Origin of the sequence: Ferroacidibacillus organovorans, assembly GCF_001642725.1 — a bacterium.
In the GTDB taxonomy this organism is placed as follows: Bacteria; Bacillota; Bacilli; order Alicyclobacillales; family SLC66; genus Ferroacidibacillus; species Ferroacidibacillus organovorans.
The window spans coordinates 1-10,973 of the sequence record NZ_LSUQ01000074.1 but is presented as its reverse complement, the minus strand read 5'-3'; the positions used below and the strand labels follow the sequence as shown (position 1 = coordinate 10,973).

13 protein-coding genes are annotated in these 10,973 nt (G+C 55.0%); 5 read left to right on the top strand and 8 right to left on the bottom strand.

The genetic code is table 11. The annotated features are described in order from the left end of the window. Nucleotides 1-78: 78 nt before the first annotated feature. The 5 genes from AYW79_RS14035 to AYW79_RS14015 all read right to left on the bottom strand — a co-directional run bounded on the left by AYW79_RS14035 (nucleotide 79) and on the right by AYW79_RS14015 (nucleotide 5,136). Nucleotides 79-1,011, bottom strand: coding sequence for an ABC transporter permease (locus AYW79_RS14035; protein ID WP_067567154.1), 933 nt, complete (start codon nucleotides 1,009-1,011; stop codon nucleotides 79-81). Beyond that, a complete protein-coding gene (locus AYW79_RS14030) occupies nucleotides 1,008-2,096 on the bottom strand; it encodes an ABC transporter permease (RefSeq protein ID WP_067567152.1) in 1,089 nt (362 codons plus the stop codon). Before AYW79_RS14030 ends, AYW79_RS14035 begins: the two co-directional genes overlap by 4 nt. Then, nucleotides 2,093-3,613, bottom strand: coding sequence for an ABC transporter ATP-binding protein (locus AYW79_RS14025; RefSeq protein WP_067567150.1), 1,521 nt, complete (start codon nucleotides 3,611-3,613; stop codon nucleotides 2,093-2,095). The genes AYW79_RS14030 and AYW79_RS14025 overlap by 4 nt, the downstream gene beginning before the upstream one ends. A gap of 18 nt (nucleotides 3,614-3,631) precedes the next feature. Then, nucleotides 3,632-4,678 carry a BMP family lipoprotein gene (locus AYW79_RS14020; protein WP_067567148.1) on the bottom strand — a complete coding sequence of 349 codons (1,047 nt, stop codon included), beginning with the start codon at nucleotides 4,676-4,678 and terminating at the stop codon, nucleotides 3,632-3,634. 110 nt (nucleotides 4,679-4,788) lie between these two features. Beyond that, nucleotides 4,789-5,136 carry a hypothetical protein gene (locus AYW79_RS14015; protein WP_067567145.1) on the bottom strand — a complete coding sequence of 116 codons (348 nt, stop codon included), beginning with the start codon at nucleotides 5,134-5,136 and terminating at the stop codon, nucleotides 4,789-4,791. Nucleotides 5,137-5,298: 162 nt separating this feature from the next. Between AYW79_RS14015 and AYW79_RS14010 the strand changes: the two genes are divergently transcribed. Continuing rightward, complete coding sequence (locus tag AYW79_RS14010; RefSeq protein ID WP_067567143.1) at nucleotides 5,299-5,652, top strand: EamA family transporter; 354 nt, start codon at nucleotides 5,299-5,301, stop codon at nucleotides 5,650-5,652. On the opposite strand, the gene AYW79_RS14005 is transcribed toward AYW79_RS14010, so the two are convergent. From AYW79_RS14005 to AYW79_RS13995, 3 genes are all read right to left on the bottom strand, one after another. Next, nucleotides 5,606-7,012 carry a hypothetical protein gene (locus tag AYW79_RS14005; protein WP_067567141.1) on the bottom strand — a complete coding sequence of 469 codons (1,407 nt, stop codon included), beginning with the start codon at nucleotides 7,010-7,012 and terminating at the stop codon, nucleotides 5,606-5,608. The genes AYW79_RS14010 and AYW79_RS14005 overlap by 47 nt on opposite strands. Beyond that, nucleotides 7,009-7,548: a hypothetical protein gene (locus AYW79_RS14000; RefSeq protein WP_067567139.1), complete on the bottom strand. Its 540-nt coding sequence runs from the start codon at nucleotides 7,546-7,548 to the stop codon at nucleotides 7,009-7,011. Before AYW79_RS14000 ends, AYW79_RS14005 begins: the two co-directional genes overlap by 4 nt. 107 nt (nucleotides 7,549-7,655) lie before the next feature. After that, the gene (locus AYW79_RS13995) at nucleotides 7,656-7,979 is read right to left on the bottom strand and encodes a 2Fe-2S iron-sulfur cluster-binding protein (protein ID WP_067567137.1); all 324 of its coding nucleotides are present in this window, start codon (nucleotides 7,977-7,979) and stop codon (nucleotides 7,656-7,658) included. A 98-nt stretch (nucleotides 7,980-8,077) separates the two neighbouring features. On the opposite strand from AYW79_RS13995, the gene AYW79_RS13990 reads away from it, so the two are divergent. The 4 genes from AYW79_RS13990 to AYW79_RS13975 form a co-directional block, all read left to right on the top strand. Beyond that, nucleotides 8,078-8,284 (top strand): hypothetical protein, encoded by a 207-nt coding sequence (locus AYW79_RS13990; RefSeq protein WP_067567135.1) that lies wholly within the window; start codon nucleotides 8,078-8,080, stop codon nucleotides 8,282-8,284. A 12-nt stretch (nucleotides 8,285-8,296) separates the two neighbouring features. Then, a complete protein-coding gene (locus AYW79_RS13985) occupies nucleotides 8,297-8,788 on the top strand; it encodes a spore coat protein (RefSeq protein ID WP_067567133.1) in 492 nt (163 codons plus the stop codon). A gap of 155 nt (nucleotides 8,789-8,943) precedes the next feature. Continuing rightward, complete coding sequence (locus tag AYW79_RS13980; protein WP_067567131.1) at nucleotides 8,944-10,638, top strand: dynamin family protein; 1,695 nt, start codon at nucleotides 8,944-8,946, stop codon at nucleotides 10,636-10,638. Then, on the top strand, nucleotides 10,635-10,973 hold a 339-nt coding region (locus tag AYW79_RS13975; RefSeq protein WP_197467732.1), incomplete at its 3' end, for a dynamin family protein. The genes AYW79_RS13980 and AYW79_RS13975, both read left to right, overlap by 4 nt.

Genomic DNA, 10,973 nt, shown 5'->3' with positions numbered 1-10,973 from the left:
CGCCGTATGCGGACCCGCATGTACGGTGGTGTGAGAGGTCGGGGGCTAGGCGCCCCCTCCTACTCGATTTGCAAAGATTTATTTGCTCGGTGCATAAGGAATTCCGTCAGCCGCAGGTGCGCGGCTTCTTCCCACGAGTCCTGTCAGCGCAATGATGGTGAGCGCATAGGGGAGCATGGAGACGAGGTTTGCCGAAATTCCAACGTTTTGCAGGGCGATGCTGAGCGCCGTGGCGAATCCGAAGAGGAGCGCAGCGCCAAACGAGCCGAGTGGTGTCCACTTGCCAAAGATCATGGCGGCAAGCGCGATGTATCCGCGTCCGTTTGTCATGTTCACATCAAACGCGTTGAGCAAACCAATGGAGAGATAGACGCCGCCAAGACCGGATAGCATACCACCGATAAAGACGCCGAGGTAGCGCATGCGCGCGACGTGAATGCCAACCGTATCTGCGGCCTCCGGGTTTTCGCCGACGGCGCGCATGCGCAGCCCGAGCTTTGTGTGAAACAGGACATACTGACTTCCAGCGACGATGAGAAGCATCAAGTAGACGACCACGTCGTGATGGCCGATAATGGGGCCGATAAACGGGATCGATGACACGAAAGGGATTGTGATGCTTGGCAGAAACGGCGTATTGGTGGGTGTCCCGTTATAACCGTACACTGTGTTTAATAAAAACGCTGTGAGTCCTGACGCAAACAGGTTGAGCGCCATGCCGACGATGACTTGATCGGATTGCAGGCGAATCGCGGTGAAGGCGAGCCCGAGTGAAAGGATGCCACCGGCGAGCATTCCGGCGAGTAGCCCCAGCCACGCCTGCTGGGTCGCTGCGGCGACCATGACCGCAAAGAATGCGCCAATCAGCATGTTTCCTTCCATCGCGATGTTGACGACGCCTGTTCGCTCTGAGAAGGTTCCCCCGATCGCGGGAAGCGCCAGCGGGGTCGCCATGGAAATCGTTGCCGCGTACAACTCAGGGTTTGTAAAAATCTGTGCAATCGCGCTCATCCTTGTTCCGTCCTTTCCAGCGACTTTGCGCGCACGCGCGAGCGGATGCGACTGAATCCGTATTGGTATAGTCGATCGGCCGCGACGAAAAAGACGATGATCCCAGTGATCACGTCGGTCATATTCGCAGAAACGCCAGAATTGATTTGCATCGTCTGACTGCCGACGGAGAGCGCCGCAAAGAAGATCCCGGCGAGAATCACTGCGTACGGGTTGTTGCGCGCGAGAAGTGAAACGACGATCCCCGTATAGCCAAAACCGGATGAGACGGAGTCATTGAGTTGCTGATCGACGCCGAGCATCTGTACGCCGCCTGCAAGGCCTGCGAGTAGACCGCTCAGACCGAGGGAGAGGATCGTGAAACGTGTGACACTCATGCCTGCATACTTGGCGGCCGCCGGGTTATGGCCAACTGTGCGCAAGCGGTAGCCGAATGTCGTACGAAACAGCACAATGTGTGTGACGGCGGCGGCGGCAAGCGCGATCAAAAAACCGGATGACAGGGTCGCGTTTGAAAAGATGCCGGTCGCAGGAAAGAGATTGGGTAGTGCGGCGGTCGCGGCAATCGGTCTGGACTGTGGTACAAAACCGGGCGCCATCATCGGGCCTTGCTCCAAGAGGTAGTGGACAAAAAAGATTGCGATGTAACTCAGCATCATCGTCGTGATGACCTCGTGTGCACCGACGAGGGACTTGGTGAGACCGGGAATCACGCCGCCCCACAGAGCACCTGCCAGCATTGCGCCAAGCAGTGCGAGCGTGATGTGCAGGATCGGTGTGAGCGTAGGGAAGTGGTAGCCGATCCAGACGGCGACGATTGCACCCATCCAGTATTGTCCCTCTGCGCCGATGTTAAAGAGTCCCGCGCGAAACGCAACCGCGATCCCGAGGCCGACCAGAATGAGCGGTACCGCCGAGGTCAGCGTATTGCCGATTGCGGAGGCGCTGCCAAACGCGCCGACAACCAGAGAACCGTACGCGCTAAGGGGGTTGTACCCTGAGATGAGCATGATGATCGCTCCGAGTATCAGACCCGTCAGTACGGCGTACAGGGGAACGGTCATCTGCTGCAGTTTATTCTTCATCGGAGTACCTCCTTTGCGTTTGGATCTGTGCCTGTCATGGCGAGTCCAATCGTGTCGCGCGAGGCACCTTCCCCTGGGAGTGTCACTACGATGCTTCCGGCGTGAAGGACGCAAATGCGGTCGGAGAGTGCGAGAATTTCATCCAGTTCAAGGGATACGAGTAAAATGGCGCTGCCTTGATCGCGAAGTTTTTCGAGTTCGTGGTGAATGCTTTCGATCGCACCGACATCGAGGCCGCGAGTTGGCTGCACAGCGATGAGCAGGCGCGGCGCGCGAGAAACTTCGCGCGCAAGGATCACCTTTTGCTGGTTGCCACCCGACAGACTCTGTGCCGTCGCGTCAGGAACAGGGGGGCGGACGTCAAATCTCGCAAGGAGTTCACGCGACTGGCTCTCTGCGCTGCGCGGTGTTAACCATCCGCGTTTGGCATAGGGCGGCAATAGATCGCGCAGCATCAGGTTTTCCGTCAAAGTAAACGGGAGCACGAGTCCGTCGTGTTGGCGGTCTTGCGGCACGTAACTGATCCCCAAAGCGATGCGTGTAGACACCGAATCGCGCGTGATGTCTTGACCGGCAAAATGGATGGAACCGCTCACTGCACTGCGCATGCCGACGATCGCTTCGACCAGTTCGGTTTGTCCGTTGCCGTCAACCCCCGCAACCCCGAGGATCTCTCCGGCGCGAAGTTCAAAAGAAACGCCTTTTATCGCTTGTAACTTGCGATCATCCAAAACGGAAAGGTCACGTATTTTCAGAGTGACGTCGCCTGGGTGGCTGGCTGAGGTGCGCGCGTTTAGGGACACTTCGCGTCCGACCATCATGGTGGCGAGTTCGTTTGCGCTCGCCGATGCAATCGGTTGGGTATGGAGAGTTTTTCCGGCGCGCATCACCGTCACCGTGTCTGCGATGGCGCGAACTTCGTCCAATTTGTGCGAGATAAAGACGATCGGAATGCCTTCTTCCTTTAGCTTGCGCAGTACGACAAACAGGTCTTCGGTCTCCTGTGGCGTGAGAACGGCCGTCGGTTCGTCAAGAATCAAGATGCGCGCTTGTCGATAAAGCGCTTTGACGATTTCGACGCGTTGCTGCATGCCAACGGACAGATCCGCTACACGCGTGGTTGGATCGAGCGGTAGACCGGCGCGCAAAGACAGCTCGCGCACCTTTTGCGAGGCGAGCCGCTTTGGAAAGTGAAAGCCGCCCGGCTCACTGCCGAGTACGACATTCTCAGCCACGCTCAGCGCCGGAATGAGCATAAAATGCTGATGAACAACACCAATGCCCGCGCGAATCGCTTCGCGCGGGCTCGAAAAGGTGACCACTTTGTCATTGAGGAGCATCTCTCCAGAATCAGGCCGATACAGGCCGCTGATCATCTTGATCAGGGTTGACTTGCCTGCGCCGTTTTCTCCGAGGATTGCATGCGTTTCGCCCGCCGCAATGTGCAGGTTGACATCGTCATTTGCGACGACACCTGGAAACGTCTTGCGCAAGTGGTTTATAGAAAGCGTTGTCACTCATGAACCTCCTCCACCTTACGAGAGCGTCGAAGGTGGCGTGATTTTTCCAGACTCAATCAGTGTCGCATAGTGGTTCACCTGCGCGACGATGGAAGCGGGCACGGCCTTGATCGGCGGGGCGTAACCAACGCCTTTATTTTTCAGGTCAAACGTGACGATACCTGATTTGAATTGGTTGTGCAAGGCTTGTCCGATCACCGTTTCTGTCGCGACGTCAACCGCTTTGAGCGCGGAGGTCATCACCGTTTGCGGTGCCAGATAGTTTTGGTTCGCGTCGACGCCGATCGCAAAAACGTTATGCTGTTTCGCGGCAGTGATCGCGCCGTTCCCAGTCGCACCGGCGACTGGGAAGACGATGTCCGCGCCATTTGAGATCTGCTGATTGGCAATCGCTTCACCGCTTGCCGGGTCGGTGAAGGAGTTGGCCCAACCTACGAGAACGTTCGCTGTCGGGTCAACCTTTTTTACGCCTGCGACAAAGCCCGCCATATAGCTTTCCACAGGTGGAATCTGCATGCCGCCGATCGTTCCAACCGTGTTCTTGTTGTTAATCTGCGCGATGCCCTTTTGCTTTTCCATGAGCCCCGCCATGACGCCGACCAGATAGCCGCACTCTTGCGTGTTGAAAAGGGCGGATGCGACATTGGGGCGATTGGTGATTGCGTCGTCGATGATCAAAAACTTTGTCTTAGGAAACTTTTTTGAGACCGTTTGAACAGCTGAATTCATCAGGTAACCAACGGCAATGACAAGTTTGTCACCCGCCTGCGCGAAGTTGGTCAGATTGGTGAGGTAGTCACTCGTCTGGTGTGACTGGACGACGGAGCCTGAAATTCCGTACTTCGCTTCAGCCGCCTGCAGGCCGACATAAGCCAAGTGGTTAAAGCTGTGGTCGTTTAGTCCGCCGACGTCGGTGACAAGACCAACTTTAAAACTGGCGTTGCTCGGCGTCGTGGGCGTGTTTGTTGCAGGCGCTGTGGTCGTGTTCTGCGTGCCACAGCCCGCCAAAAGGAGGGAAAGCGCCACAAGTCCCGTGGCAGATCGTGCAAAGGTACGATTCAAGATAAGACCTCTTTTCTTAAAGGATCTGAAGACCTCTGTCTTCATGTTTTTACAATGGACAGATCTACTATAATCTTCCGCCCATAAATCGTCAAAATTAGACACCTTCTTTATTTTTCCCGATCGTGATGCTCCTGTTGGGACGGCGTGTCATGCTCAAGATGCGCGTCCGGTTGTGTTCGAAAAAGGATGTTCAAATCGTTGATGCGACTGGCATAATCAGCCACCTGATTCATCAGGGAGACGGTCTGGTCCCACTCCTCTTCGTGGTGAAGCTGGCTTTGCAATTCTTCGATCCTCGCCTCAAACAAAGAGATGCGCGAAGGAATCGCGCCGCGTACGCGCTCCCACTGCTCCAAGATTTTTTCGCGCTCCGTCACGTTGTATTCGCTCCACTCGAGTGAGAGGGATGGAACTTCAAGGTCAAGCCGCGGGTCGTACGTAAACCATGAACTCATCGTAAAATTTCCCCCGTTTCATAAACTTTTATTTATTTTTGCGCACTTTTTCCTTCGACGCGATAGCCAACGTGTCACGCGATAAAGTAAACTAGCAACCGGGGCGGATTGCGCCTGACTCTGTGAAGTGATTCATTTCTTCTTTTGAAAGCAGGCGGACGTGTGATTATCGTGCTCGTATTGGCCAATGTGATTTTGCTCGTCACTGGGCAAGTGCTTTTTAAGTTGGGACTTAACCGCATGGGCGTGCTCACGCTTCACAATGCGCTGCAAGTCTTTGTCTCCCCGCTGATTCTAACGGGACTTTTTCTCTATGTCGTCGCCACCCTCCTATGGTTCGCCGTTTTGTCACGCGCGCAATTGAGTGCGGTATATCCACTACAGAGCCTGTCGTACATTCTCGGTCTGGCCGTTTCATTATGGATCCTTCACGAGGATGTGTCACTCACGCGCTGGATCGGAGCTGTCATTATCCTGCTCGGCGTCGCGCTTGTGACATGGTCGCCCAAACTCTAGTCGTTTTTTCATCATAGAGTGCGAAAAAAAGTCCTGCGCTAATCAATGGGTCAACGCGCAACAGATAGCGGTCAAGGCTTGATGCGTGGAGCGCCTCAAAGGATGAAAAGACGGTCATATACGCTGTGAAGAGATAGGCAAACTGCGTTAAGACGACCGCGAGGAGGAACCAGAGCGCGCGGTTTCGCTTTACGAGGGCATAGCCGATCAGAAGTGGATAGACGGCCATGATCGGGGAAACGCGCAGGTTTGAAACGGTCATCCACATGGCGCCAAGGACGCGCGACATAAAAGGCCAGGGCAAGCGCGCATCGACGCGCGAGAGCGTTAAACGAGTTCCCCAGCCGGCGAGGGTGGGGTGGTGAAGCAGGTAGAGGTTCCATAATAGAATGGGGAGCGCTGCGCACGCATAGGCGAGCAGGCGCTTTTTTGCGCGCACGGCTGTAAGGACTTGCCGCGCATTAAAAAGGAAAAATAGGACAAGGGTGAATCCTGCGACTATCCATCCGTCAACGCGCAGAAAGGCTGAGAACAGAAGCAAAATGACACCTGTGTTCAGGTCGCGCATGTCCTTTGACCGCATGGAAAATGCGAGATAGATCACACCCGGTGTGTACAGGTCGACATACGGCATTTCACCATATGCGAGGATGGTAAACAGATCATACGATTGGCACCCCCAAACGGTCAATGCCAAAATGATCAGAATCCGACTTGTCGATGTCTGATATCGTTTGAAAAGGCCCCATTCCAGCGTGAGTGCACCGAGAAAATAGAGCGGCGCCATCCATTTGGCGTGTTGAATGGACACATCCCCTTGAAGCGCGTCGTTCCACGCTGCGAGTTCGGGGAACCCTGGGGGGTAACTACCGTATGCGTTTGGAAGCAGCGCGTGGATGTCCCCACCGGTCACCGTGAGAACCTTTGCGGCGTACATCCAGTAAGAATACTCGTCCCAACCAAAAAGGCGCGTGTGAATGCCAATGACGACAAAAAAGGCAAAAGCGATCAGTGAGAGTGTGCTGATCATCACGCTGATTTGCACACGGCGTTTTTTTCGCGGAGCGCTGCGCGAACGTCCGGGCGCGCGCAGCGCTCGGATTTCACTTAGCAGGAAACGCGCGATGGAGGCGAGCGCGAGTACAGTGACGCCACTGCGAAAGAAAACGCCGACGCCAGTTTTTGCTAAGGGCAAAATGTGCAAATAGGCGCTCGCAAAAAAAAGGAGGAAGGGCAGCAGAACGGAGCCACAAAGGATAGCCAATCCCAAGCGCTCGAGGCGATGCATATGCGCGAAAAAAGGGTCGAGCAAAAGTCCTATACCGATCACTGTAACGAAAAAAAGAAGGGTAGCGATCATCGCAAAGATACCTGCTTTATCACGTGAAATGAAGAACTGAATCGCGCGTTCGCGCGAAGGGATTGCGGATTCTTTACTTGAAACAGGATGAGCATACCTTTGCTGGCAGACGGCTTTATGCCGAGCAGCGACAGAAACTTTGGATGGTGAAGTGCGATGATGTAGCGAACACGGTGACGGCGAATGATCGATGCGATTCCGGCGCGTGTCGAAAACGCTTTGGCATTCCAGACATCCCCACCCGCATTCGGACGATGCCACGACCAGTACGGCACAAAGGTTATCGGATAGAGCAGGTAGGCGACTCGATAATAATTGTCCCCACCGTCTTTTCCGTTCAAATAGAGCACGGTCGTCGCTGTCCGCATGGGAAGGGTGTGAGCGACAATCTGTGCGACGAAACGCGCCTCTGCGTCAGGGTTCGCGCTCGCAGACAGGGATGTATTGATCCTGTGCGCGAGGGTGATTAAGCCTGAACCAGTCAACCAGAGGATGGCGAGTGAGAGAATCATCGTTTTTACAAAAGGTGATTTCAAAAAAACATCCCCATCTCACGGGTAAATAACTGCGCGTTCACTGCGCGCAGGGCGGTGTGCGGGGTGACGGCGTGTGATCGCCATTCACCCCACACTCACCATGGGCGCTATTCTGTGGGACGCGGGCCTGCATCCATGCTTGACGTCGTCACTGTCATCGCGGGGCGGACGGTCAGATCTCCGCTTGTGCGAATCTGGCAAGAGAGCCGATACTGCCCTTCTGAGTGACCTTTTTTACTGAGAATTTCAAGTTCTGCCTCTTCAGGAGGGTTTGGTTGACCGGCGAGGATTTCAACGCGACACGTTGTACAGCGCGCGTTGCCGCCACAACGGTGTAAGATGTCAACGCCGTGATCTTCAAGCGCCAAGACCAGCTTTGTACCATCTTCGACTTCAAATGACGGGCCGTTTTCGACGGTGATGTGTGCCACAGAATATCTTCCTCTCGGTGTGTGAATCTTTTTTGACACATGGATAGTATAGCCAAGGTGTGGAAAACTAGCGAGGACATTACGCGAGGAGGATGCCCATGCAAGCCCTTACGACCAAAGAGCTGAACTATCTTGATGACCTGTTGGGTGGTGAAGCGCTTCTGGCAAAAACGTGTGCGATCGCACTGCCGACGGCGACGCAACAGGATGTTCACCAGTTTCTCCATCACGCCGTGGCGGAGCATCAGCGCAGGCATGACGAACTCATGCATGTCCTAACGTCACACCAAAACGCAGCCCACTAAAGGAGGCTCCTCATGCAACAAACGATGAATCGGATGCCGTATGGAATGGACTTTCGCGACACGGCGACGCAGATGGAAATGAAGGACCGTTTCCACGCCATCATCATCTCATTGAAACACAACATTCGCGAGTACGCCACTGCGGTGACGGAGGCGAGTTGTCCAATGGTGCGCCAGACTCTGCAGCGTCTTCTTTACGAAACGATCGCTGAACAGGCGGAATGCTATCAAGTGATGAGTCGGCAAGGCTGGTATCCACCAGGCGCTACGGCGTCTCGTGACGATGTTATGCGTTCGATTCAGAACAACCAGCAGGCGGCGCAAGAGATGGCGCAAACGGTTGCAAAGTCTGGAATACGCTCGACGGTGGGCACGATGTATGCGCCCGTGACGGATCGCTACGGGTATGAGGCAGTGCACGCAAACGGCATGCAGCACCAGCATGCGTATCAGCCGCAAGGATCTTACGCGATGCAGCGAAACATGCGCGGCGAAACGTCGTAAGGTTGTAAATTGAAGGCTTTTAAAAGGCCGACGTTAGCCTGCCGCTAACGTCGGCCTTTTTGCGGGTTTGCCAGGTATTCTGTCGATCGGTAAACTAGAGGGAACGCAGGTGAATGTTTATCGTATGAAACGTAGGGAATAAGGGAGTTTTCGCGTTGAACCAGGAAGCGATACAGATGATGGCGGGAGCGGTGGCAGAGGCAGTGCCAATCGACGCGCTGGCAAACTGGATGGAGCAATTAGTGATACTCGCGCAGGGACACGGCGATCAACAGCGCGTGGAACGTGTGTTGTTGCTTCTTGAAAAGCGTCGGACAGAGGCTCGGCACATTGTTTTTCTCGGTCATTTTTCTGCGGGAAAGTCAAGCCTTATGAATGCGCTGGCAGGTGTTTCGTTGCCGACGAGTCCGCTGCCGACAAGCGCCAATCTTGTTTTTGTGAGCCACGGCGAACCGCGCATGGTGGCATTGTTTCGCGACGGCACGCGCGCGGCGCGGGTTGGTGACGATGACGAGGCGCGCCAGTTGCTTGCGGCGTGGTCTACGGATGCGCGCGATGTGGTGCGCATCGATGTCACGCTTCCCGTGAATCTCCCGGCTCACTTTGTGCTGGTTGACACGCCGGGAGTCGATTCTACCGATGTGCGCCACGAAGAGGCGACGAAGCACGCGCTTTTTCTCGCGGATGTGATCGTGTTTGTGACGGACTACAATCACGTTCTCGCAGAAGATCACCTGCGCTTGTTGCGCGCCCTTTTGAAATTGAATCGTCCGCTCTTTTTTGTCGTCAATCAGATCGACAAACACAACGCGTGGGAACTCTCGTTCGAATGGTTTGCCGAAAACGTGCGCGCGACGCTTCAAGACGAGGGAATGGATCTCACGGGTGTGTACTTTGTCAGCGCGCTTCACCCTGAAATGCCTGACAGTGAACTTTTTACGTTTAAGGATCAACTGGAGGTAACACTTGACGCACGCGATGAGCAGGCGCGTTTTATTCCGGCGCTTATGCAACTGCTTGAAGAGCACCGCGCTTGGTGCGTTGAGCAGGCAAACGCGGCCAGCGCGGATGCACTGACGTCTGCCCGCTTAGATGCATATGAGCCTCTAGAAGGGGTGGACACATCAGAAGTTGTTGATCCACTGACGCGCTTGACTTCTGTGGTGCGTGCGTGTGAGGAGGCAAAAGAACATGTCCTTCATGCGCAGGAAACGAGCGCAAAGCGCGTGTCCAGTTTTCAAGAGGCGCTTGATGGGGTTGTCAATCAGGCGATCCTCTTGCCCTATCACACAACTGAATTGGCCGTCCGTTTCGTAGAGGCGCAAGCGCCAAACTTTCGCGTCGGTTTCTTGTCGACATCTGCGAAAGTGGAGCGTGAGCGAGAGGCGCGTCGTGTCGCGCTGACAGAGGATGTCGCTGAAAAATTTCACACAGGAATCATCGCGCACCTTCGACAAATCTATCTTCGCGAGATGCAAGAGGGCGTTTCATTTGAAGAAAAGTGCGTTGCACTGTTTGAACGGCTTGAGCAGTGTGTCAATCCGGCCTGGGTGACATCACACCTCGCGGCGGGCGCTTTAACCACGGAGAGCTATGGATACCAGTATGCGAAAACAATCGATGCGGCGCTGCGCTCAACCGCGCGCGCAGTGACGCGGGAACTCGCTTCCATGTACGAAGTTGCTCTGAAAAAGGAGCTGGACGAGCAGACACAGTCTTCACGCGCGCTGCTCGATCGCTTGCAACCGTATCTTTCATCACTTTGTGCGATAGAAGAAACCGCAAATCTGCGCGCGGAAGCTTGCGCTGCACTCGCAAGGACGTGGCAAGAAGGGATGGATGTGCAATGAACCAGGAAATCCTTCACGTCGCAGAGCGACTCGCCCGCGTGTCAACGCTCCTTGCAGGGACGGACCTTGACTCACTCAGCGCAGAACTCTCACAGCGCGCCGAGCGACTGCTCAATCAGGAGTCAACCATTGCAGTATTCGGTGCGTTTTCGGCCGGAAAATCATCCCTGATCAATGCGCTTGTCGGGCGCAATCTGTTACCAGTCTCCCCCAATCCGACAACCGCCTCGATCAATCGCATCTTGCCGCCGACGGATGTGTATCCACACGAAACGGTCCGCGTATTTATGAAGTCTGCCGCGCAAATTCAGGATGAGGTTGCGCAGGCGTTACAG

Coding starts and splice junctions, on each gene's coding strand:
- AYW79_RS14015 (WP_067567145.1), bottom strand. CDS start 5,136: ATGAGTTCATGGTTTACGTACGACCCGCGGCTTGACCTTGAAGTTCCA.
- AYW79_RS13985 (WP_067567133.1), top strand. CDS start 8,297: ATGCAACAAACGATGAATCGGATGCCGTATGGAATGGACTTTCGCGAC.
- AYW79_RS14030 (WP_067567152.1), bottom strand. CDS start 2,096: ATGAAGAATAAACTGCAGCAGATGACCGTTCCCCTGTACGCCGTACTG.
- AYW79_RS14035 (WP_067567154.1), bottom strand. CDS start 1,011: ATGAGCGCGATTGCACAGATTTTTACAAACCCTGAGTTGTACGCGGCA.
- AYW79_RS14005 (WP_067567141.1), bottom strand. CDS start 7,012: ATGATCGCTACCCTTCTTTTTTTCGTTACAGTGATCGGTATAGGACTT.
- AYW79_RS13990 (WP_067567135.1), top strand. CDS start 8,078: ATGCAAGCCCTTACGACCAAAGAGCTGAACTATCTTGATGACCTGTTG.